Below are 21,146 nucleotides of genomic sequence, written 5' to 3'. Positions count from 1 at the left end.
GGCGCTTGACCTTCCTGCCATGGGAAGGTGCATGCTGAGGGTTCTGATTTGCTACTGGAGGCAAAAATGGAATTCGAGGTTAAGGATATGTCATGCGGCGGTTGCGCCAACACAATTACGCGCGCGGTCACCAGTGTTGACCCGGCAGCCAGGTTGGACATCGATGTCACCACCAGAATCGTGAAAATCGATTCAGCCTTGCCGCCAGAACGTCTGGTCGCTGTGATTGAGGCGGCAGGATTTCACCCGACGGTCAACGCGTAACTACATCGTCCCACGGAGATAGCTGAAATGCGGTTCCCTATTGGCGCCTTACTTTTGACGTTCGCGTTTCAGCTTCCCGCTCATGCTGAAAACGTTATTGTGCTGAATTCGGCCGACGCGAGCGTGAGCCTGATTGACGAAGCAACGCAAAAGGTGGTCGATACCTTCCCGGTGGGGAAGGAACCCCACCATTTAATGGCGACCCCCGACAATCAGTCGCTGATTGTCGCGAACTCCGTGGCCAACAATCTCGTCTTCCTCGACCCGAGAAGCGGCAAGATTCAGCGATGGATGCCTGACATCGAAGACCCGTACCAGCTCGGTTTCTCATACGACAGGAAGTGGTTCGTCACGAACGGCCTGCGGCTCGACCGCGTGGACATCTATCATTACGACGGGAAGAACTTCGCGCTGGCCAAACGCGTGCCGCTTGCAACGATGCCCAGCCACATGATTTTTTCGGCTGACAGCAAAATCGTTTTCGTCACGCTGCAGGTCTCGGGTGAAGTTGCCGCGATTGACTTGGCAACCCAGACTGTGCTCTGGAAGATGCCGGTTGGGAAAGCACCTGCCGGCCTCTGGCTCACGCCGGGTGACAAATATCTACTGATTGGAATGACAGGCGCTGACTACGTGGCCGTCGTCGATTGGCGCGCGCGCAAAATCGTGAAGACCATTCATACGGACAAGGGCGCGCATAATTTCCGGTCGCTCGTCGACGGACAGTACATTCTGGTGTCGAACCGGGTCGGTAACACCATCAGCATCCTGGACCAGAACAATCTCACCAACGTTGGGACCATCACCGGTCTGCTGCCAGGCCCCGACGACATGGAGCTGACGCCTGACAAGCGATACCTGTGGGTGACCTTCCGGTTCACCCGTTACGTCGGCGTCATCGATATGAAAACGCTGAAACTCGTCAACACCATCAAGGTCGGAAAGTCCCCTCACGGCATTTATTTCCATAACCGTGCACCGCTCGTGTAGGAGTTCCCACGCAGGAGATTGCCATGCAGATTGTCACCGCTCTCGGTCATGCGCTGTGGATGGCCTTCACGATGTTGTGGCAGATTTTCTGGGGGCTGAGTCTCGGCTTCCTGTTCTCAGCCGTGATTGAAGTCGTGGTCTCGAAGTCCGAGATGTCGAAGCTTCTGCCTGATGCATCGCCTCGCTCGCTGACGGTTGCCAGTCTGCTCGGCGCCGCGTCTTCCTCCTGTTCCTACGCCGCCGTCGCGATGGCGCGGTCGATTGTGCGCAAGGGCGGCGACTTCACGTCCGCGATGGCGTTCCAGTTCGCAGCGACGAATCTCGTGCTTGAACTCGGCGTGCTGATGTGGGTGCTGATTTCCTGGCAGTTCGCTGCCGCTGAGTTCATCGGTGGCCCAATCATGATTGTCGTCCTGACGCTGCTCTTCCGGTTCTTTCTTAAGGATTCGCTGGAGAACGAAGCTATCGAGCAAGCAGACAAGGGTATCGCCGGCAGCATGGAAGGTCATGCGGCCATGTCGATGGGCGAACAGCACGGGACCTGGAAGCAACGCCTCACATCCAGAGACGGGTGGATAGCTATCAGCCATAGTTACATGATGAACTGGGCGATGCTGTGGCGCGACATCGGTATCGGGTTACTCATCGCTGGCGCGCTCGGCGCCTGGGTGCCGGACAGTTTCTGGCAGAAATTCTTCCTCGTCAGCCATCCAACTGCCGCGATGATTTGGGGTGCGTTTGTCGGTCCCCTGATTGCGGTTGCGTCGTTCACCTGCTCCGTTGGAAACGTGCCGCTCGCTGCAGTACTGTGGAACGGCGGCATCAGTTTCGGCGGTGTCGCCTCCTTCATCTTTGGCGACCTCATCATCCTTCCCATCCTCAACATCTACCGGAAGTACTATGGCGGCCGGATGACGGTGTTCCTCGCTGTGACCTTCTATCTTGCAATGGTCTCAGCGGCACTCACGGTCGAAGCGCTGTTCCAGTCGCTCGGTTGGGTTCCGCCGGAACGGCATACTGCAGTCGTCGACGCAGCCATTACGTTCAACTACACCACCGTGCTTGATATTATCTTCGGTGCAGTCTTCATCGTCTTGACTGTTGCGTTTTTCAGGACAGGCGGTCCCGAGATGATGCGCATGATGGAGAGCGACGGGCACGAACATGGCGCTCATGGACATCACGCCGCGCATGACGACGCGCATCATCAACACCATCACGACCCATCCAACTGATTTCACTGTAAGGAGCTTTAGCATGAAATACCTACATTTCCTCAATGTCATCTCTGTCTGTGCTGGCGTCGCCCTCTCGGGCGCGTCGCTCACGGCCCACGCGCAACAGGGTGCTTCGATGCCCGCGATGAATATGTCCGGGTCGAACTCCGGTGAATCGAATCCGTCAACGCAGGCTTTCAAGGAGGGCAGCGACCAGATGATGAAGAACATGAGCGCGCCTCCCTATACGGGCGATACAGACAAAGACTTCGTCGCCCACATGATTCCCCACCATCAGGGTGCGGTCAGCATGGCAAAGGTCGAGTTGAAGTACGGCAAAGACCCCGCGATGAAGCGCTTGGCAAGAAACATCATCAAGGCGCAGAACGAGGAGATTGCCTACATGAAAAGCTGGCAGGCAAAGCATGGCAAGTAACGCCGTGCGACGCGGGCAGCCAGCGTGAAGCGGAGAAGACCGGCGCGCCTATCCGTTGCGGTCGGGATGAACGCAACGTGCGTGCTCGCATTCGAATGCGAGCTGAGGTATCTCTGAATGCCTGAGTTCCAGTCAAGTAACCTGAGCGCGTGCCTCAATTCTGTTTGACGGACAACTCCGGGGTTGCGAATTTCGACGACAATTTGGTCTTGTCATCGAAGGCGCACACGTCAATGCATGGGGACTTGATTGCCATGCGTCAGGCCGACGCTGGCGCAGGTTGCACTTCAACGGTGACATGCGACAGTCCTTTGAAGCGCTCGAGCACGGTATGGTAGAAGCGAGAATCCCGCTGTGACTCACTGGTAGCAACCGACACTACGGCGCTCATGTGGCCCGGACCTACGCGCCATACGTGCAGGTCAACAACCTTGTCGCCCCGGTCCTCGATAGCATGACGCACATTCTCCGCCATGCGTCGGTCGGGATTCATGTCGAGCAAAATCGCGCCCGTGTCGCGCATCAACCCGTAGGACCAGTTCGCAATCACGAGTGCTCCGATAACACCTGCGAGCGGGTCCATCCAGAGCCAGCCAAACGCTCGCGCCAGTACCAGGCCAATAATTGCCAGCACGGATACCGCCGCGTCGGCCATCACGTGGATGTAGGCGGAGCGGATGTTGTGGTCCCGGGTGGCTGCGTCGTGCACGTCGTGGCCGTGCTCGTGCTCCTCGAACTCAACCTCGTACTCACCGTCCACCATCCGCACGATAGCCTTGAAGGTATGTGGCTCTGGAATCTCGTCCATTGATTCAAGATAGCCGTCGCGGTCTGCGAATGCAAAGACCTGGCGCGCGCCGTCAGGTCGCACCGTTGTCACCAAAACAGTCGACGCGTCCAGTCGCGAACGGTCTGGTGCAGGCGTAATGCGAAAAACGGGGGGCACGCCATCCTCGAAGATTGAAACGGCGAACACGCCGGACGTAGCAAAAATCTCCTGCGCGTCTTCTTCGTGAGCGTGGTCGTCATGACCATGGCTATGTCCGTGACTATGGCCATGGCTGTGTCCGTGGTGGCCGCCGCTCAGCAGCCAAACGCTTGCCAGGTTAACGAGCAGACCGACTACCGCGATGGGAATCGCTTCGCCGAAGTGGATGGGCACCGGCGACAGGAAACGCGAGATAGTCTCGTAACCAATCAGCAGCGCAATCATCGCAAGCACAATGGCACTTGTGAATCCTGCGAGGTCGCCCAGCTTGCCCGTACCGAACACGAACCGCGAATCAGTGGCGTGCTTGCGGGCATAGGTGTAGGCGAGCGCCGCAATCAGCATGGCACCCGCATGGGTCGACATGTGCAGACCATCAGCGACGAGCGCAAGCGACCCGAACATGCTGCCGCCGACGATTTCAATCAGCATCATCGCGCTGCACAGCCCAATCACGGCCCACGTCTTTCGCTCGTTTTGCTCGTGACCAGCTCCAAGAAAGATGTGGTCATGCCCTGCGCCGAACGCGGCGTTTTTGAAATCACTCATTTCCAACCCATCACTTGAAATAGCTGTGAACAACTTCGATAAGCTGTTCGGTCGCACTATCACCCGGCTCCTCGCCGCTTTCCGCGTCGACAAGATGGTTCCTGATGTGGTCCTCCAGCACAACGGCAAGCAGACCATTCATCGCGCCTCGACAACTCGTAATCCGCTGCAGAATGTCTGAGCAGCCGTGCTCTTCCTCGAGCGCCCGCTCAATGGCTTCCACCTGCCCCTTGATACGGCGAACCCTGTTGAGAAGCTTCTGTTTTTCCTGAACGGTGTGACTCATCGCGTCCTCCACATACCCCCACTGGGTATATAATCGTTCAGAGTCTAACATAGGGGGTAGGGGTATTGCACGGTCACGCAAAACTCTCCTCGCTCGCGGATTTCACTGGATACGTCCTGAATCTGGTTATTGTTCGTAACCCTCAATCCATGCACGCACGTCACAACGCCGCTTTCACCGCACTTCTTGCCGCCGCGCTATTCGGCGCAACGACGCCTCTCGCCAAGACCTTGCTCGGCTCTCTCTCGCCGTTCATGGTCGCGGGTTTGTTTTATCTTGGTAGCGGCGTCGGTCTTGCTATCGGAATACTCTTCCAGCGACTGCGCCGCACTGCCGGCGAACGAGAAAACGAAAGCCGGATTCAGCTCGCCGAGGTGCCCTGGCTCCTTGGCGCAATTGCAGCAGGCGGTGTCGCCGGACCTGCGCTGCTGATGTTCGGTCTTAGCACGACACCTGCCGCAACCAGTTCCCTGCTACTGAACCTCGAGGGCGTTTTCACCGCGGTCATTGCCTGGGTGGTATTTCGCGAAAACGTTGACCTGCAGATATTCCTCGGAATGGTCGCCATCGTGGCGGGCGGCGTCACGCTGTCCTGGCAACCCGGCGCCGTCGGCGTGTCGCCCGGTGCACTACTGGTGGTTGCAGCCTGCGTTTCCTGGGCGGTCGACAACAACCTTACGCGCAAGGTTTCAACGAACGACGCGATGGTTATCGCGTGCCTGAAGGGGCTGGTTGCGGGTTCCGTCAATTTGGGCATCGCGCTCTTTACGGGTGCGCACTTACCTGGCGTTGGCAGGATGGCGGCCGCCATGCTGACCGGCTTCGCCGGCTATGGCGTGAGCCTGGTCCTGTTTGTCGTCGCACTACGTAACCTCGGGACGGCCCGAACCGGCGCCTATTTTTCAGTTGCGCCGATATTCGGGGTGGCGCTGTCGCTCATCCTGTGGCCAGAAATGCCATCGCTGCTTTTCTGGCTATCGGCTGCACTCATGGCTGTTGGAATCTGGCTGCATATCCGTGAGCGGCATGAACATCCCCATACTCATGAAGTTCTGGACCACAACCATCGACACAGGCACGACGAGCACCATCAACACATCCACGACTTCGAATGGGATAGCGATAAGGCACACACGCATCCGCACCAGCACGTGCCCATTACTCACACGCACGCGCACGTCCCCGACATTCATCATCGGCATACGCATTGACGCTGCAGCGACAATATTGCGTTCAGCGTACGCCAATGGTCGTGCCGGGCATCATCAGGTCCCCTGTCATGGAACTGCATACAGTACGGAACCGGGGACGCAAAATGGACAGCAAAGGGCATTGGGACGGAATCTATCGCTCCAAGGCGCCTGACGCAGTTAGCTAGTACCATCCGCATCTCGAAACCTCGCTGGGCACTTGTTGGTGCCATATGAGCAGTACGTACAGCAATCCCCGGATTTTGGTTTGAGCATCGTCTTGCAATTTGCGCATTCGAAAAACCAGACACAGGTGTCGGTGGGCATGGTTTCACGCTTCATGTGTCCGCACACGGGACACGTGATGGTAGATTCCAGGACCATCGCATTCATCTCGTTGGACCATTTGATGCCGGGCGGCTATGAAAACGCCTGTATAACAAGTAGTCCAATGACCATTTTCCGGCGCCTCGGCACAGCAGGACCAGCAGCATCGCAGCCCACTCAATGTGCGTAGGCCATGCCTGCGGATACACGAACACCTCGATGACAGTTGTCATGCCGAGCAGGACCAACGCTACGGGTCGCGTCGCCAGGCCGAGCACAAGTAGAACCGGTGTCGTTAGTTCGATTGACACCGCCAGGTAGGCCGCGAATTCGGGAGCAACGAACGGCAGTCGATAGTCTTCCCTGAACAACTCGAGTGCGGCGTTCCAGTCAGCCAGTTTGGTCATCGCCGAGTTCCAGAAGACCGTTGCAACAGCCATCCTCAGTGGAACCGCGAGAACCGTATGCGGCACTCGCTCCAGCCAGCCAACGGCGCGTAGGATGCGGTCAGTCAGTATCGACCGGGGACGAGCGGATTGAGATTCCGGCATCATGTGACTTGCCTCCCAATTGTTTGGCTGGACGCTTCATTCGACAGGCAGACGTCGACGAAGCATCCAGATGCAAGAAGGTGTGCGAGCCAGACGGATGTCTCCGCGTCCGACGTGTCGACCAGGACATCGTGCAAGAACCGCCCCGCAAGCAAGGCAGCCGTGAACCGGTATTGCCAAGCTGCTATCCGGTCCACCTCGACGCCCGAAGCCCCTCGGTGGACATACAGCCAGACCGGGCCAGCGGCAAGATTGATATCTGCTAATGCACTATCGTCCCGGGACAACACCGCTTGCCAGATGGCGTCGACCGGAAACGACGACTCAACTACCCGCGCGGCAGGACTCGGCAAAAACCGTACGGCTTGCATGTCTGCTTCACCCAATTGCTCAAGGCGCCGTAGGTCAAGCAGCTGCGCATCTGGTGCATGCAGCGCCTCATTCACAGCCCATTCAAGTCGCGCCGTATCTGGCAGATAGGCAAGAGACGCCGCTTCCGGCATCTGTGCCAGAAACTCTGGAAACGACTCGCCGTAGCTGTCTAGCAACGCGCTCGACGGTGGGCATTGCTCAATGAACAGTCGAGCCGCGCCTTCGAAGAATTCGGACCCGACCAGAGCCTGCACTGCCGGAAAGCTCAGCCGCAGCGCCGTTAGCAGTGAACTGTTTGCCGTGTCTCGATAGATGGCGAGCCGTGCCTGCGGAGCCAGGCCGTCGGGTTCGACGTACCCGGATGCGTCGCCACTGGCAACCCCAAGCCAGTCCCGGCGGACCGCGGATTGCAACTCAAGGAGCGTTGGTGCACAGGTTGTCATTTCGCTGCCTCTCAATAGCGGCCTCTGCAATCGCGGCTTCTTCCATCAGAACCCCAAGCGCCGGTACATCAGTGTCCCATTCAATTAGCGTGGGAACCGGTCCAAAACGTTTGAGGGCCTGCTCAAACAGGTCCCACACGGGAGGCGCGACGCGCGAGCCGTGGTCGTCAATGCGAATTGTCCGGCCCTGGTCAAGCTGTCGGATGCTGTGCCCGGCCAGGTGGACCTCGGTAACCGACTTCGCCGGCAGAGCGTCAAGATAGGCCAGTGCATTCCAGCCGTGATTGCTGGCACTGACATAGATGTTGTTGACGTCGCAGAGAATGCCGCATCCCGTGCGCTGCGCGACCTCTGCAAGAAATTCCCACTCCGGGATGGTTGAATGCCGGAAGCGCAGATAGGTCGACGGATTTTCTAATGAAATCCGCTGCTGCAGGCAAGTCTGGGCCTGGTCGACATGAGTGCAGACAATGCCCAGCGCTTCTTCCGTCATCGGCAGCGGCAGCAGGTCGGCGAGGTAGATGCCACCGCTGATGCTCCAGGAAAGATGTTCAGAAACCAGCCCGGGCTCAACTCGCTTCATCACATCGCGCACACGCTCGAGATGTCGAACATTTATGCCTTCGCCGCTGCCCAAAGAAAGTCCCACCCCGTGGAGCGAGATTGGATAGTCCCGTCGAATGGCGTCCAGATAGGCCGGAGCGCTGCCCCCGCCCATGTAATTCTCGGTATGCACCTCGAACCACGCGGCCGCCGGCTGCTCTTCGACGACCTCCTGATGGTGCCGAAAGCGCAGCCCGACCCCGGCGCATGCCGGAATCAGGTCATGCGCAAATTGCAACGCAGCAGAAGCGGCATCCATGAAATCCCCGCCTGCTCAGGCTGGCTTCAGCTTGCCGCCCTGGATTTTGCTGCAATCCCCTGCGGGCAACAGAACGAACGACTTCGCGTCGCGTGCCTGCGTCGCTTGTCCGGCGCAGGAGTGTGCGCCTTCAGCGCAATCGTTTTTCGATACGGCGTTGACTCCGTAACACTTCTCCAGTTTGTTTGCCGCCATCCTCGCCATGTTGTCTTTCACAACTTGCGGCATGTCCTTCATGGTCTGAGCCTGGAGCGGTACCGTCTGCATGGCAAGTGCCAGCCCGATTGCCGACGAAAAGGCCGAGGCGGCCATAACACGTTTATTCATCACGTTTCCTCCTGAGGGTTGCGGCCCGGCATTCCGGCCGTCTAATGAAGTTCGGTCGGTCGCCGCAAAAGGTTACGGCCCAATCAAACTTTTTCTGCGTGACAAACTATCGACCGCGCAGCAAAATTTCCTCATGCTTCGGCACCCACCCCCGCCCCATCCACTTCCAGGCTCCGAGAGAAAGGGCCGAGGCTCGTCCACGCCGACCCGGCAGACTGAGCCTCTAGCCAGTCGTGCGGATGGCAAGCTGGACTGGTCCCTGACCATGGCGCAGGCGCAAACCGGCGACCAGGATGCCTATCGTCGGTTGCTCGAAGACATCACCCCCTATCTTCGTGCGCTCGCGGCACGGCACATCCGGAATGCCGACGACATTGAGGACACAGTTCAGGACGCGTTGCTAACCGTGCACTCAGCGCGCAACACCTACGACCCGTCCCGCCCGTTCGGCCCGTGGCTGGTCGCCATTGCAAACAGACGCATTGTCGACGGTCTGCGTCGGCGTGGACGCGTTTGCTCACACGAATCTTCAATGGAAAAAGAGCTGGAAACCTTTGTTGCTGATGCAGCGAACTTACAGGAAGAGGCGGTGGACGCCCGCCTGGTACGGGAAGCTATCGAACAATTGACGGGCGGCCAGCGTGACGCGATGCGCATGCTGAAGCTGGAGGAAATGTCACTGCAGGAGGCTGCTGCCACAAGCGGAATGTCGGTTGCGGCATTGAAAGTAGCCACTCACCGGGCAATGAAACGACTACGGGAAATGTTCCGGCAGAAAGGTAGCGAATCATGACCCGAACCTCCGACCTGATTGATGTCCTGGTCGCAGACGCAACACCTGTCAGGCGTCTGCGTGCTCCTGCGGCAAGAGCCGCATGCTGGTTGCTGTTTGCGGGAGCTGTGATGCTCTTCGTCGGTATCGCGCACGGGGTACGTGCCGACATCGCAGTCAAACTGCATCAACCTCCTTATGTCGTCGGCGTCGCTGCAGCCATGACAACAGGTGTTATGGCCGCGGCGGGTGCCTTTCTTGCCAGCGTGCCAGGCATGTCGCGCCGCTGGCTTCTTTTACCTGCCCCGGCCTCGCTCGTTTGGGTCGCCACGATTGGCTACGGCTGCCTGACTAACTGGGTCACAATTGGCCCGGAAGGTATGTCTATCGGCGAGACGGCCAAATGCTTTGCCACGTTGGTATTAGTCGGGATGCCACTATCGCTCGTGATGCTCATCATGCTGCGCCACGTTGCCCGACTATCGCCTGGCCCGGTCATCATGGCAGGAAGTCTCGCGGTCGCTGCAATGACTTCCGTGGCCTTGTCGATTCTCCACCCGCTCGACGCCACCGCGATGATTTTGCTGTGGAACCTCGGTGTCGCCGGGCTTTATCTGTCGTTGAGCGGCCGGTACGGCGAGCGACTCTTGAGCTGGATGACGCAGCGTTAGCGCGCGGGTAATTCGAATAGTTGCTGATTCACGAATGGCTCCAACTGGGCATGCACCGGTTTCGTGGCCAAATGGCTTCACCTATCATGGAACTGCACCAAGGTGCGGCGTTCAAGGATGCGAGATGGACAGCAAAAGTCACTGGGAAGACGTGTACCGGTCCAAAGCCCCGGATGCAGTCAGTTGGTACCGCGCGCACCTTGAAGTCTCACTGAAACTGATTGTCGAAGTTGCGTCGGACCGGAATGCAGCCGTGATTGACGTGGGTGGAGGAGAGTCGACGCTGGTCGATGATTTACTTTTGCGCGGGTACCGAAACCTGACCGTGCTCGATATGTCCGCCGTCGCTCTCGATACGACAAGGAAGCGTTTGGGTTCTATCGCCGGGCAGGTAACGTGGGTCGAATCCGATATTACGATGGTCGACCTGCCTGAGCATCGATACGACGTGTGGCATGACCGCGCCGTCTTCCACTTCCTGACGGAGTCATCGCAGCGAGATGCCTACGTCCACCTGCTGACGAGAGCGCTCAGGCCGGGTGGTCACGCTGTGATAGCTACATTCGGACCACTGGGACCAAACAGGTGCAGCAGGCTGGACGTGAGGCGATACGACGCTGAGCAGCTTTCCGATGAATTCGGTGCAGGGTTCGAGTTGGTAACAAGCACACTCGAAGACCACCACACACCGGCTGGCTCCAGCCAGCAGTTTCTTTACTGCTGCTTCCGGAAACGGTGACTGTCGGGTCTACTCGTCCCGGCGTTGCGCCTGGCCAATTGCGTGAACATGGTCAGGCGCAGCAGGAGCCAGACTGCTGTATAGGCGGGCACCTGTTGGTGCCGTACGAGCAATACACGCAGCAATCTCCGGGTTTCGGGTTGACCACTGCCTTGCAATGCTCGCATTCGTAAAACCACACACAGGCGTCGGTGGGCATCGTCTCGTCTTTCCTGTGCCCGCACGCCGGACACGTGATGCTCGAATCCAGCACGACTGTAGCCATCACTGCACCTGCTTTACGTGAGACGGATAGCCGGCATCGGTCGTGGCGTTCGTCAACGCGTCGACCGAAGCCTTCTTCGGGTCAAATACCACCTCCGCGCGTTTGCTTGCGAAGTCGACCTTTGCCGAGGTCACCCCGGGCACTTTCTCAAGTGCCTTGCGAACCGTAATCGGACACACAGCGCAATCCATGTTCGTGACGTCAAGCGTGACCGTGCGAAGCTCCTCCGCGAGGGCCGTGAATGCGCTCAGCGCCGTCGCGACGAACACAGCAATCAGTTTCTTCATGGCAGGTACTCAATAGAAGAGCGGCGCATACAGGGGGAACGACATCAGTGCGAGCGCGGCCGGCATCACGACCCAGAAAATGAAGCGCTGCCGATGGCGCGCCGAAGGCACCGCGCAGGCTTTGCCCACCGCACATTCTTCGGACCTGGCGTAGAGCCTGCGGAAAGCGACCGCGAAAAAGGCGATGGATATGACAACAAACAGGGGTTGGACCGGCTGCAACGCGGTCAGGCGCGAGCCCCAGGCGCCCCCGAGGCCCAGCACGACTAGGAGCAAGGGGCCGGCGCAACAGGCGGATGCCCCGAATGCGGCAGCAGTTCCGGCTAACAAGGAGCCGGTAGTGGCCCAGCGAGGTCGCATGGCACTTCCTTTTCGGACGGGTTGAGTCTAGTCTAGGTGCGTACCTAAGTACGGAGTCAAGCGCACCATGCAGGAAATGACCATCGGACAACTGGCTGAAGCGGCAGAGGTTAACGTCGAAACAGTGAGGTACTACCATCGTCGCGGGTTACTGCCGGCGCCACCCCGTCCGATAGGCGGCATCCGCCGATACCCGGCAGCCATACTGACAAGGCTTCGCTTTATCAGGCGGTCCCAGTCGCTTGGCTTTTCGCTCGATGAGGTGGAGGCGCTGTTGTCTCTGCAGGATGGTCAGGCGTGCAACGCCGCGCGCGCTATCGCCGAACAAAAGTTTGTCGATGTGCGGCAGCGCATCCAGGATTTGTCCATGCTGGAAGTCGCGTTGGCAACACTGGTACAGCGCTGCTCGACGTCGAAAGGCAAGGTGTCGTGCCCGCTCATCGACACGCTCATGAACGGCGATGAGCTGACCCGGTGAACGCTTTAACGCAAGGCGTGCCCGTAGCACACATCACCACCGACACAACCGGGACAGGGCTCACCAGTGAGACGGGTCTGGCGGTCAACAGGCAACCCGAACTTTACCTGCAACCACAACCCAAGAGGCGCAATCATTTCGTCTCTGGGACGTCTAACAATAACGCTGTGCTTATCTCTGGGTAAACCACAATGCTGAAAGTTATTCGCAGATACCTGCTCGTGTCGAGCTTGTTACTGGTCGTCAGTGCTGCTTTCGCTGGCGAGCAGCCGTTCAACCAAGCCCAGTTCGACAGGCTGAACGCCGACAGAAAGCCAAACATCGTCTACTTCCATGCGACCTGGTGCCCGACCTGCAAGGTCCAACAACCCATTGTGGACCGCCTGGCAGCGAGCCCGGAAATGAAAGATATGACCATTTTCGTGGCCGACTACGACAAGGAAGTTGCCCTGAAGCGGGCAATGAAAGTGACCCAGCAGTCGACCTTCGTTGTGTTCAAGGGCGGCCACGAGGTCGCGCGCTCCACGGGGCAGACACGCGAGCAGGACATCAGGAACACGTTTGCCAAGGCCCTGTAATGGATTTGACTCCGGGTACGTACGCGCTCGGGTTCCTCGCCGGAACCCTGACGACGCTGTCACCGTGCGTGCTCGCCCTCCTTCCCGTACTCGCTGTGTCTGCATTGGCGGTACATCGGCTGGGGGTAGTTGCACTTGCAGCCGGATTGGGTGTGTCGTTCTCAGTCATCGGCATTTTTGTAGCGACAGTCGGTGTGTCGCTGGGACTGGATAACGAGGTGTTCCGTCGCGTGGCCGCCGTGCTGATGATTCTGTTTGGGCTTGCAATGATTTCCCAGCGACTGCAGGCCGTCTTGAACCGCGCGACCGCTGGGATAGGTGGTCCCAGCCAGAACTGGCTCAGCCGGATAAAGGGCGACACCCTGTCTGGCCAGTTCGCGGTCGGACTGCTTCTCGGAGCCGTCTGGAGCCCCTGCGTCGGCCCAACATTGGGCGCGGCAACCACGCTCGCCTCGCAAAGCAGGAGTCTCGGTGGTATCGCGCTGCTGATGGGCATATTTGGCATCGGAGCCGGCCTTCCGCTTGCGATTCTTGGTTCCCTTTCCCGGGCCTCCATATCGCGGCTTCGAGGTCGGCTTGGCTCCGCGGGAGCCGTTGGAAAAACCGCTCTCGGAACGGTGTTCATCGCCTTTGGCCTGCTCGTGCTTACCGGGCTCGACAGGGCCATGGAAACGGCACTGTTGACTGCTAGTCCGGCGTGGTTGACAGCCGTCACGACGTCGCTTTGAGCAGCGCGAGATGGATTAACAGAGGGACCACTCCTCCGAAGGCAACTGACTCCAGTCCACCGACACTGTTCGATGAGGCATTGCGTAAGCGTCGTGGCCACGGGCCTGGGTACATCCCTTGGAGTGCATTAACTGACGCGCATGCGGACACGGCGTTCGCCTTCATTCCCCGGCCATGCAGGCCTGGTTCCGACCGCGTCGTTTGGCGGCGTAAAGCCCCCGGTCCGCGGCCGCAACCAGGCTGCGCCCGTCGTCGCCTCCGTTCGGTTTATGAGCCGCCACACCAAGGCTCACCGTGACAATGCCGGCGCTGCTCGCCGGGTGCGGAATCCGCAGGCTCTCAACGGCCTGCCGGATGCGCTCGGCGACGACCAGCGCACCCTCCTGGTTGGTATCCTTCAGAATCAACGCGAATTCTTCGCCGCCGTACCGGGCCACTACGTCTGTCGGGCGCCTGGCTGATGACGCAATGGCTTGCGCAATGATGCGCAAACAGTCGTCGCCCGCCTGATGGCCGTAGTGGTCGTTATAGCGTTTATACGCATCGACATCGACCATGACGACCGCCACGAAGCTGCCGCTGTCTGCACGAACCTCTTGCCGCCATTGAAACTCCAGCTCGCGGTCGAAGTGCCGACGGTTAAAGAGGCCCGTCAGGCCGTCCTGGAATGCAAGCCCATGGAGTTCCCTTCGCTCGTCTGCGAGGCGTTGCTCCGTCACTTTGCGCGCCGTAATGTCGTGGGCCGTAGCCGTGAGCGCCTCCGGTTTGCCCGAAAACGGGTCGACGACCGGGCGAAGGTGAGTTTCCATCCACAGAATCTGACCATCCGCGCGGTGAAAGCGGCTGACCTCCGAAGCCTCGGCGACATCCGTTGCCAGGTTCTCGATGGCCGCAGCCAGTGCATCGCGGTCGTCGGGCAGCACAAGGTCCGGGTAATACACGCCGATAAGGTCGTCAGGAGCACAGTTCATTACCGATTGGGCTCGTGGCGAAACGTATGTGAGCCGACCGTCGAGCGACATACTCATGACGACGTCGGTCGCGTTCTCCGCAAGTATCCGGTATCGCCTCTCACCCTCACGAAGCAGCGCAATGAGGCGGTTCCGCTGCGCCTGAATGGCACTAATAGGTAACGCAATACCAAGCGCAGCAAGGAGGAAAAGTTGCAACGAAAAGATGCGGCCCTCCATACTCTGATAGTGAAAAATCCAGAGCGGTCCTGACCCGCGCATGGTGAACGACACCGCAATCGCGAGGCACAACAGCAATCCGACCAGTACGCCGGCAAGGTCGGCCTGAAATGCCAGCAGTACGATAGGCGGGAGCGCCCAATACCGCAATGGAAACTGGCTTTGCCCGAATACGCCAGTCGTAACGATGCAAACCAGTAGCAGCAGAAAGGACGTTTTCCTGCGACGGTCGGCACGCAGAAGTTGGCGCACTTCCCCAGTCCAGAAGACGACAGCAGCCGGTGTGAAAATGGCGAGGCTCAGGGCATCCGAGACGAACCAGTTACAAAGGTTCGGCAGCATATGGCCGGTCAGTTGCCCCCGCAGCAGGGTCGTAGCGACCAACCCGGATGCGATGGGCGCAAGCGATACACCACCGACCAGGAATCGGATGAGCGGCCTCGGGCGCACCAGTTCGGTGACCGTCGAGACATGTGGCGCAAAGGCGAACGCAATCACCACCTCGAGGATATCGGCAGCAGTATATGAGAGCGACACCGCCAGACTTTCACCGAGAAGGTTGGCCGCGATATTGCCGAGCACCCCACCTGCAAGTACCCAATATCGCTGCCTGGATGGCGCCACCATTAACTGTGCGAGGAGGACCGCATTGGTCAACCAGAGAGGTGCGATTTCACCCGCCATGGTCTTGAGCGCCCCGCTGGCCATGCAGGTGAGCATGGTCACGGCCACCGCGAGCAGCAAGGACCAGATATTTGAGGCCCAGCGACGCAAACGCGACGTGTCGATGAACGCCCTTAACTCCCGAGTCGGTCCTTCAGGTGACTTCCCCATTTGTTCACTCTCGCTTTTTTTTGATTCGAGTTCGTGCGCGCGTCGTGCTCGAACTTAAGCTCTCTTGCTCCGCCGTGGACTACAGCGCCGCAGCCTGCGATTTCTTTTCGGCGCCACCGCAACCAGCTTCCGACTTGTTGGGTTGCATGTACCTGCGCCGACGGAAATTCTAACCGCGAACACTGGGGAAGATGGGTTTCAGCGAGAATAGTGGCGCGGGGATGCATGAGGTGCAGCAATGCGGTTGGGTTTATCAAGGCAAACACGTCTCGCTGCCTGGGCGGGACGTTGAATGACCTCGAAGCGTGGGATGCCGCATTCTTTAGCGACAGGCATGAACGGCCTCAGGACCCACGTTTCGCTGGCTCAGTCGAAGTTATGCGCGCCAGGTATCACGAGTCACGGAACCCGATGTACGGATAAACGGTGGACGGCCATGTTGCAGGACGCCAGCAGGTCAATTTCAGACCCGGTTGACATCCGTTCGTGAGGGTGAAGAGCACCCTGCCCACCAGCGCGCGGCCGCCGTGCACTTAACGACAGAAACTGTATTGTGAATACGCGCCTGCCATCCGAATGAAACCGTATAACGCGCGGGACGTGCCCTGCTCCAGACACGTCTTTGCCAGCGCTGCATCACGGCTCCTGGGGCGTCTTCATCCTCTAGGCTCAGCGACCACAGCAGGACTCCACGCGCATAAGATTGCGCGACAGAGACTTCGAACGCAATCGTAACGACTGTGATGCCCGCATAGTCTCGCCTTAAGCATGCGTACCTTATCCTGCACTGACCGGTCGTGAACACGACTGTTCGCAACGGGAGTCACCGTGAAGGTACGAATCATGCAATCACTTCAAGCCATCGTTATAGGTGCCGTGCTAGCGACACCACTGTCCTGTTTCGCTCAGCAATCGAATGCACCAGTCACCCGGGCACAGATGCGCGCCGAACTCGTGCAGTTGGAGAATGCCGGCTACTATCCGGCAAAACGCGACAGCTCTACCTATCCTTCCGACATTCAGGCTGCTGAAGCACGCGTCATGGCAGGAAATTCTTCAAGGCAGGCCGCCATGCAAGGCGTGGGCGGAGTCACAAGTGGTGCGGGACAGTCGGGCCAACGCACTTCCGCGTCTACCACTGCGCGCCCAGTATTCGAACACCACTGATGTAGGCCGGCTAGTCTGATGGTTATTTCCAGCGCGTGCAGATTCAACGGCGAGCCGCGCCTGGCCATCCATTCCATAAATGGATGTGTTTGGAACTCGCACAACCGATGCGGCGACAGCGATACTGAACGTCGCTTCGTTTGAGTTCGTTTATCGCTCTTGGCCGTCCGCGGACAGCTCACTTACGGGATAAAGCTCCTGCACTCGCCGTTTCATCGTCCCGGCTTCGCAGTTTGTTTTTTCCGGACACGCTTTCGAGATGGCGAAAGAAGACCTGTGTCGAAGAAGGGAGCGTCGAATCCCCTTGTCGCCCTCAGACACTATCGGCGCGCAGCTAACGTTGAATCAGTCATCATCGTCGTCATGGTGATGATGCTCCCATCCACGATGGCGACCGTGGTCATGCCACCGGCGCTCATCACCGTAGTCCTCTTCATAGCGATATCCATAGCCGTAAACCGGGGCCGGCGCATAGACCACGGGCGGCGGCGCCTCATACGCGACTGGGGGTGGTGCGACATAAACGGGACCGGGCATACCCAGAAACACGCCGATGTCCGCGTGTGCGAGAGCCGCGCTGGATGCGCACGCAGCGCAAAGGCCCACTGTCAGAAAAAGGGTCGCGCGTTTCATTGGATTCTCCTGCTCTGTCCGTTTCTGGCGGGCGCCAGACAATGGCGAACGATGCGGATTCTAGGCGTGACGCGCGCAAGCAGGTGAGCCTGAAATGTCAGTTCTGTAACCGGCAGTAACCCGCTCCGAAGTACTGCGGGTTCCGGGCATGATTACGACGCAGTCAGGGAGTCGCCCGAGCCGTGGACGTGCTCACCGACCTGTACAGCCGGCTGGGCCGGGTGTTTGAAATTCCGGTGGCTGCCGCGCTGCATCCCGACCTTCACCTGGTAGCTCGTATCCTTGCGCACCACATGCTCGATGCCGTTGCCCGCAAATCCACCTCCAACCGCTCCCGCAATTGTGGCCAGAACACGGCCGCGCCCTCCGCCGACCTGACTTCCCAACCGCCCGCCAGTGACAACTTCGCCAGCATTCGGGTCAGCGCGGCTGGCCTTGGTGCGCGTTGCCGCCCGTGCTGATAAGTTTTGTTGTTCGCATCCCTCGGAGCCTGCTCAACCGGGACGCTAAGGTGATGATGGATATGGGGCTGTACGGGCGCTTCCTACCGCGTGACGCGTTGCTGGATGTCTGCTTGCGGTACTGCGACCGCATTCAGGCGATTTGCCCGGCGAACGGCACAGCAAGCGTCGAAGGCGCGACCGTTGCCTGGACGTGGGAAGAATGCCGGTCATCGCCGCGATAGCGGTCGCACTGGCCGGGATGACTGCCATAGCTGCACCGGCAACCAGAGGGTGGATACGACCGCGTTGCGGTGTGCTGGAAGTCAGGTTGTTGCCCATATCACGCTCGCCTCGTCGACGTGTGTCAGCGAAAACGCCGGAGTCGATAAAACGGTGGATATAGCGAAGTTTGTAAGCACGTGTAGCGCTTCCCGACGATTTTTCGGCCGGGTTGTGTGTATCGCCTCGGATATCAGTCCGTGGGCGAACAGTGCCGACTTTCCGCGACCAAACCAGACCCAGCGTAGCCATCAGCTTTGACTTCCAGCGACGCGGTATTAGTCCGGATTGGAACCCTCCACTGAGTTTTCCAAAACGGCACCATCCTGAGCGTCAACTCCGACTTCCCGCTTCACTTGTCCGTTGCGGATAACGAAGGAATATCGCAATCCGCTGCCGCCCGCTTCCTTTTCCAGCTCCTCGTCGACGATTTTGCCGGGATGTGCCTTGAGCGCGATAGAGCGCGCCTGCGAAATGCTGACCTTCACATCTTTCTCGAACTGCTGTCCGCTGAATGCATGAGCACCGTCACTTGCAATCAGTAACCCACACACCAACCCGATTCCAAAAAATTTCCGCATGTCAGCCTCCATCGTTACGTTCCTTCATCACGAGGCTGACACGTTGTGCCTTAAGAGCTCCTTACCATGGACACAAACGGTTGCGTAAGTACCCGAAAAAGCTGGAACGTCGGCAGAAGTCGCGGCGACGGATGCCTTGGACTGAGGTCAACGACGACCGTGCCGTATCGGTGTTCACGGCCACCGGCACGGCGCTGCACGCATCGCGTGCGATAGTGGGCATCAGCGCGGGAAGACGAACGATGGGCCCGGTGAATGCCGCGAACGCGGGCGGGCAAGCCATGTGATAAAGGCACCGGCTTTGAGCAGCGCTTCCGGTGTTCACGACTCGGCACACTTCGGCCCTCCTCAAGCCAACCAGCACCCATACCGAGCTGGGTGCGCTTCCCTTGCAGCACCCGCGATGCACTTAAGAGTTACGGCCTTCCGCGAGGTCGTGGCTTCTGCCATACTGTCGTCGTCACCACTGCGGCTGGCGCCGCAAAGTCACTGTCGCGTGGACATCACAGTTGCCCGCCTTGTTTCCGCCAGCGTGTTAGCCTATCATTAGGTTCTGCATGAATGCTCTCTATCCTGCACAACAATTCTTTCGATGAACGTAATGCTCGCTGAACGGATGGGCAGTCCACTGATGGGCGAGAAGTCTGTACCGGTCGCAAAGGCAGTATCGTCGCTCGCGAGCCATGACAGCTTCGATGCAATTTCGGTGGTCTCTCCGAGATGGCATACCCGAATGTTCTGGATGATTGCATCTGTTACTTCGGGATGAAACCCGTCTTCGAATTTCAAATTTATCTTTTGCGGCCGTCTGCTCCTTTTCGAGTACTCCAGCCAAAGAACTGCCCGGTGTGCCCACTGGAGCGAGCGTTCAGACATCCAGGCTGCGCATCCTCGATTCGTCAGGCAGAAGAGCTCAAAAAAACGCACTAGCGATGCCCGTACGGTCTCGATGGCCACGGGTTTCTGCCAAAACTCGTCCCACAGTTCTGTATCGTCGTGCTTCAGGGGGGCAGCGCTAGTGAGAATGAGAGGAATCCGGACAAGCTCGCTCTCCAGCTTAAGTTGCCGGCAAAACTCAACGCCATCCATTATTGGCACCGACCGGTCTGTGATGATGAGGTCGGGCCTTTCCTCCCTGGCGATGACAAACCCAGCATAACCGTTGCTGGCGGTCACGACTCGACAGCCTTCCAATCGCAGGATGCGTCTCCAGGCGTTCACGACGCCGGCTTCGTCGTCCACAAGGAGGATAGTTTTCATTTTTCCTTGCTGCCCAGGCGAACGGCGAGCGGCGGCATCGCATTCGTCAACCAACTTCCTACGCATCTTTCGACCTCGTTCGTCTCGATTCCACTGTATCGAGCGGGCAAATTTACGGCGTGTTTGTATGTAACGAAACGTGTCGCTTGAAACATCGTTGGAGTTGGCCAGTATCAGTCGCAGCGCGCGTCAACGCGTTGTCCGAAGCTGTCTTCGGACCATGGGTGACCCACGTGCCACGGGCGCATTAAATGCTGCCCGGTCGTCGGCCAGTTAATATCGGTTGCCGTATACGGCTCGGCCTGTTTCCCGCTGCGGGGCCCAGCAATCTTCATCAACAGATGCAAAATCAGCTGGCTCCGTATCCAGGTGCCACTCCGAATACGACGAGATGGTCGTGAGATACCCGCTGTGGTTGTCGTCGCATGACCCGACGCCGAGCTGGCAAGTGATAATCATTGAAAGGCCTCCTGGCCGCCCAAAGAAGGGGCGGCCAGGGTCTACAGTTGAGATGCCAAGCTCAACCGACCCGTTCAGGAGGCTGAAATGAAGTATAGCGGCATCGATCTGCACTCGAACAATGCCGTAGTCGCCGTGATCGACGATCAGGACCGGGTGCTTTACTGCAAGCGACTGGCTAACGACCTGTCATCAATCATCGCGGTCCTCGCGCCATTCCACGAGGACCTGCAAGGGGTCGTGGTGGAATCAACCTATTATGACCAGAGACTCTCCAAATCGTCATCGACGAGCAGCACCGTGGACATCGTGCAAGGCATGCCATGTTAGGTACGCGAGATGCGCAATGCGCGCGCCACGACCACGGACTGCGACGCCTCCATTCGTCCTGGAGAATTGTGCATGGCCGCCGTGCGTCCCCGGTTCCTCCCACTGGTCATCGCGGACGCGTTGCAGCTCCCTTTGTCTGGCCCTTGAAATCTCGGAACGTACGGTGACTGACCGCGTTGGGCGGCGACAATTATCTTGGCCGGCGTGTTGCCTCACGAAGGAATGTTACCCGACGGATTGTTGTCGTTTCGCTTTCCTTCTTCTTTTCTTTCGTGGTTTTCCGGGCGCG

Annotated in this window: 28 protein-coding genes and 1 pseudogene; 14 read left to right on the top strand and 15 right to left on the bottom strand. The window is 58.7% G+C overall.

What is annotated here, in order from left to right:
- Positions 1 to 66 precede the first annotated feature (66 nt).
- Genes HWX91_RS17235 through copM form a run of 4 tightly spaced genes read left to right on the top strand, consistent with a single transcriptional unit; the run spans position 67 to position 2,907 of the window.
- Positions 67 to 264, top strand: a complete 198-nt coding sequence (locus HWX91_RS17235; RefSeq protein WP_028197446.1) for a heavy-metal-associated domain-containing protein — start codon at positions 67 to 69, stop codon at positions 262 to 264.
- Positions 265 to 291: 27 nt separating this feature from the next.
- Positions 292 to 1,254, top strand: coding sequence for a YVTN family beta-propeller repeat protein (locus tag HWX91_RS17230; RefSeq protein WP_028197445.1), 963 nt, complete (start codon positions 292 to 294; stop codon positions 1,252 to 1,254).
- 23 nt (positions 1,255 to 1,277) lie between these two features.
- On the top strand, positions 1,278 to 2,489 hold the full coding sequence (locus tag HWX91_RS17225; RefSeq protein ID WP_028197444.1) for a permease: 1,212 nt from the start codon (positions 1,278 to 1,280) through the stop codon (positions 2,487 to 2,489).
- Between the two features lie 22 nt (positions 2,490 to 2,511).
- Complete coding sequence (gene copM, locus HWX91_RS17220; protein ID WP_028197443.1) at positions 2,512 to 2,907, top strand: CopM family metallochaperone; 396 nt, start codon at positions 2,512 to 2,514, stop codon at positions 2,905 to 2,907.
- Positions 2,908 to 3,166: 259 nt separating this feature from the next.
- On the opposite strand, the gene dmeF is transcribed toward copM, so the two are convergent.
- Together dmeF and HWX91_RS17210 are read right to left on the bottom strand one after the other, a co-directional pair.
- Complete coding sequence (gene dmeF, locus HWX91_RS17215) at positions 3,167 to 4,444, bottom strand: CDF family Co(II)/Ni(II) efflux transporter DmeF (RefSeq protein WP_028197442.1); 1,278 nt, start codon at positions 4,442 to 4,444, stop codon at positions 3,167 to 3,169.
- A gap of 10 nt (positions 4,445 to 4,454) precedes the next feature.
- Positions 4,455 to 4,730 carry a metal/formaldehyde-sensitive transcriptional repressor gene (locus HWX91_RS17210; protein ID WP_028197441.1) on the bottom strand — a complete coding sequence of 92 codons (276 nt, stop codon included), beginning with the start codon at positions 4,728 to 4,730 and terminating at the stop codon, positions 4,455 to 4,457.
- A 149-nt stretch (positions 4,731 to 4,879) separates the two neighbouring features.
- Here HWX91_RS17210 and HWX91_RS17205 point away from each other — a divergent pair, with 149 nt between their 5' ends.
- Positions 4,880 to 5,941: a DMT family transporter gene (locus HWX91_RS17205; protein ID WP_028197440.1), complete on the top strand. Its 1,062-nt coding sequence runs from the start codon at positions 4,880 to 4,882 to the stop codon at positions 5,939 to 5,941.
- Between the two features lie 159 nt (positions 5,942 to 6,100).
- Here HWX91_RS17205 and HWX91_RS40715 read toward each other — a convergent pair whose 3' ends face one another.
- Genes HWX91_RS40715 through bufA1 form a run of 5 tightly spaced genes read right to left on the bottom strand, consistent with a single transcriptional unit; the run spans position 6,101 to position 8,802 of the window.
- Complete coding sequence (locus HWX91_RS40715) at positions 6,101 to 6,304, bottom strand: GDCCVxC domain-containing (seleno)protein (protein WP_407668180.1); 204 nt, start codon at positions 6,302 to 6,304, stop codon at positions 6,101 to 6,103.
- A 5-nt stretch (positions 6,305 to 6,309) separates the two neighbouring features.
- Positions 6,310 to 6,801 carry a DoxX family protein gene (locus HWX91_RS17200; protein ID WP_028197439.1) on the bottom strand — a complete coding sequence of 164 codons (492 nt, stop codon included), beginning with the start codon at positions 6,799 to 6,801 and terminating at the stop codon, positions 6,310 to 6,312.
- Entirely contained in the window at positions 6,798 to 7,613 is an 816-nt protein-coding gene (locus HWX91_RS17195; RefSeq protein WP_028197438.1) for an HvfC/BufC N-terminal domain-containing protein, read from the bottom strand. Before HWX91_RS17195 ends, HWX91_RS17200 begins: the two co-directional genes overlap by 4 nt.
- A complete protein-coding gene (gene bufB / locus HWX91_RS17190) occupies positions 7,585 to 8,475 on the bottom strand; it encodes an MNIO family bufferin maturase (protein ID WP_030101829.1) in 891 nt (296 codons plus the stop codon). The genes HWX91_RS17195 and bufB overlap by 29 nt, the downstream gene beginning before the upstream one ends.
- A gap of 15 nt (positions 8,476 to 8,490) precedes the next feature.
- A complete protein-coding gene (gene bufA1 / locus HWX91_RS17185) occupies positions 8,491 to 8,802 on the bottom strand; it encodes a BufA1 family periplasmic bufferin-type metallophore (RefSeq protein WP_028197436.1) in 312 nt (103 codons plus the stop codon).
- A gap of 265 nt (positions 8,803 to 9,067) precedes the next feature.
- Between bufA1 and HWX91_RS17180 the strand changes: the two genes are divergently transcribed.
- The 3 genes from HWX91_RS17180 (at position 9,068) to HWX91_RS17170 (ending at position 10,984) form a co-directional block, all read left to right on the top strand.
- A complete protein-coding gene (locus HWX91_RS17180) occupies positions 9,068 to 9,595 on the top strand; it encodes a sigma-70 family RNA polymerase sigma factor (RefSeq protein ID WP_028197435.1) in 528 nt (175 codons plus the stop codon).
- Positions 9,592 to 10,245: an NrsF family protein gene (locus HWX91_RS17175; RefSeq protein ID WP_028197434.1), complete on the top strand. Its 654-nt coding sequence runs from the start codon at positions 9,592 to 9,594 to the stop codon at positions 10,243 to 10,245. The genes HWX91_RS17180 and HWX91_RS17175 overlap by 4 nt, the downstream gene beginning before the upstream one ends.
- A 124-nt stretch (positions 10,246 to 10,369) precedes the next feature.
- The gene (locus HWX91_RS17170; RefSeq protein ID WP_028197433.1) at positions 10,370 to 10,984 is read left to right on the top strand and encodes a class I SAM-dependent methyltransferase; all 615 of its coding nucleotides are present in this window, start codon (positions 10,370 to 10,372) and stop codon (positions 10,982 to 10,984) included.
- 52 nt (positions 10,985 to 11,036) lie between these two features.
- Here the strand turns inward: HWX91_RS17170 and HWX91_RS40710 are convergent, their stop codons facing one another.
- Genes HWX91_RS40710 through HWX91_RS17160 form a run of 3 tightly spaced genes read right to left on the bottom strand, consistent with a single transcriptional unit; the run spans position 11,037 to position 11,896 of the window.
- The gene (locus HWX91_RS40710) at positions 11,037 to 11,249 is read right to left on the bottom strand and encodes a GDCCVxC domain-containing (seleno)protein (RefSeq protein ID WP_081833110.1); all 213 of its coding nucleotides are present in this window, start codon (positions 11,247 to 11,249) and stop codon (positions 11,037 to 11,039) included.
- Positions 11,249 to 11,536 (bottom strand): mercury resistance system periplasmic binding protein MerP, encoded by a 288-nt coding sequence (merP, locus tag HWX91_RS17165; protein WP_028197432.1) that lies wholly within the window; start codon positions 11,534 to 11,536, stop codon positions 11,249 to 11,251. Before merP ends, HWX91_RS40710 begins: the two co-directional genes overlap by 1 nt.
- A gap of 9 nt (positions 11,537 to 11,545) precedes the next feature.
- Complete coding sequence (locus tag HWX91_RS17160; RefSeq protein ID WP_028197431.1) at positions 11,546 to 11,896, bottom strand: mercuric transporter MerT family protein; 351 nt, start codon at positions 11,894 to 11,896, stop codon at positions 11,546 to 11,548.
- Between the two features lie 67 nt (positions 11,897 to 11,963).
- Here HWX91_RS17160 and merR point away from each other — a divergent pair, with 67 nt between their 5' ends.
- The 3 genes from merR to HWX91_RS17145 all read left to right on the top strand — a co-directional run bounded on the left by merR (position 11,964) and on the right by HWX91_RS17145 (position 13,680).
- Positions 11,964 to 12,374 (top strand): Hg(II)-responsive transcriptional regulator, encoded by a 411-nt coding sequence (merR, locus tag HWX91_RS17155; protein ID WP_028197430.1) that lies wholly within the window; start codon positions 11,964 to 11,966, stop codon positions 12,372 to 12,374.
- Positions 12,375 to 12,565: 191 nt separating this feature from the next.
- Positions 12,566 to 12,952, top strand: a complete 387-nt coding sequence (locus HWX91_RS17150) for a thioredoxin family protein (protein WP_028197429.1) — start codon at positions 12,566 to 12,568, stop codon at positions 12,950 to 12,952.
- On the top strand, positions 12,952 to 13,680 hold the full coding sequence (locus tag HWX91_RS17145; RefSeq protein ID WP_028197428.1) for a cytochrome c biogenesis CcdA family protein: 729 nt from the start codon (positions 12,952 to 12,954) through the stop codon (positions 13,678 to 13,680). The genes HWX91_RS17150 and HWX91_RS17145 overlap by 1 nt, the downstream gene beginning before the upstream one ends.
- A gap of 162 nt (positions 13,681 to 13,842) precedes the next feature.
- On the opposite strand, the gene HWX91_RS17140 is transcribed toward HWX91_RS17145, so the two are convergent.
- Positions 13,843 to 15,705: a sensor domain-containing diguanylate cyclase gene (locus HWX91_RS17140; protein WP_052660752.1), complete on the bottom strand. Its 1,863-nt coding sequence runs from the start codon at positions 15,703 to 15,705 to the stop codon at positions 13,843 to 13,845.
- 843 nt (positions 15,706 to 16,548) lie between these two features.
- On the opposite strand from HWX91_RS17140, the gene HWX91_RS17135 reads away from it, so the two are divergent.
- Positions 16,549 to 16,872: a DUF4148 domain-containing protein gene (locus HWX91_RS17135; RefSeq protein ID WP_081833109.1), complete on the top strand. Its 324-nt coding sequence runs from the start codon at positions 16,549 to 16,551 to the stop codon at positions 16,870 to 16,872.
- A 345-nt stretch (positions 16,873 to 17,217) separates the two neighbouring features.
- On the opposite strand, the gene HWX91_RS17130 is transcribed toward HWX91_RS17135, so the two are convergent.
- From HWX91_RS17130 to HWX91_RS17120, 3 genes are all read right to left on the bottom strand, one after another.
- On the bottom strand, positions 17,218 to 17,505 hold the full coding sequence (locus HWX91_RS17130) for a hypothetical protein (protein ID WP_081833108.1): 288 nt from the start codon (positions 17,503 to 17,505) through the stop codon (positions 17,218 to 17,220).
- Between the two features lie 152 nt (positions 17,506 to 17,657).
- Positions 17,658 to 17,891 (bottom strand): glycine zipper 2TM domain-containing protein, encoded by a 234-nt coding sequence (locus HWX91_RS41200; protein ID WP_028197426.1) that lies wholly within the window; start codon positions 17,889 to 17,891, stop codon positions 17,658 to 17,660.
- A gap of 614 nt (positions 17,892 to 18,505) precedes the next feature.
- On the bottom strand, positions 18,506 to 18,808 hold the full coding sequence (locus tag HWX91_RS17120) for a PepSY domain-containing protein (RefSeq protein WP_028197425.1): 303 nt from the start codon (positions 18,806 to 18,808) through the stop codon (positions 18,506 to 18,508).
- A gap of 131 nt (positions 18,809 to 18,939) precedes the next feature.
- Between HWX91_RS17120 and HWX91_RS17115 the strand changes: the two genes are divergently transcribed.
- The gene (locus tag HWX91_RS17115) at positions 18,940 to 19,095 is read left to right on the top strand and encodes a hypothetical protein (RefSeq protein ID WP_156034532.1); all 156 of its coding nucleotides are present in this window, start codon (positions 18,940 to 18,942) and stop codon (positions 19,093 to 19,095) included.
- Positions 19,096 to 19,354: 259 nt separating this feature from the next.
- On the opposite strand, the gene HWX91_RS17110 is transcribed toward HWX91_RS17115, so the two are convergent.
- Positions 19,355 to 20,068, bottom strand: coding sequence for a response regulator (locus HWX91_RS17110; protein ID WP_052660751.1), 714 nt, complete (start codon positions 20,066 to 20,068; stop codon positions 19,355 to 19,357).
- 546 nt (positions 20,069 to 20,614) lie between these two features.
- On the opposite strand from HWX91_RS17110, the pseudogene HWX91_RS17105 reads away from it, so the two are divergent.
- Positions 20,615 to 20,785 (top strand): annotated as a pseudogene (locus HWX91_RS17105) (IS110 family RNA-guided transposase); the annotation flags it as partial.
- Between the last annotated feature and the right edge of the window lie 361 nt (positions 20,786 to 21,146).

The sequence above is a fragment of the Paraburkholderia fungorum genome (assembly GCF_902833645.1).
GTDB classification, from domain to species: Bacteria; Pseudomonadota; Gammaproteobacteria; order Burkholderiales; family Burkholderiaceae; genus Paraburkholderia; species Paraburkholderia fungorum.
Note: the sequence above shows the minus strand (reverse complement) of the source record. Positions and strands in the feature narration are given on the sequence as shown.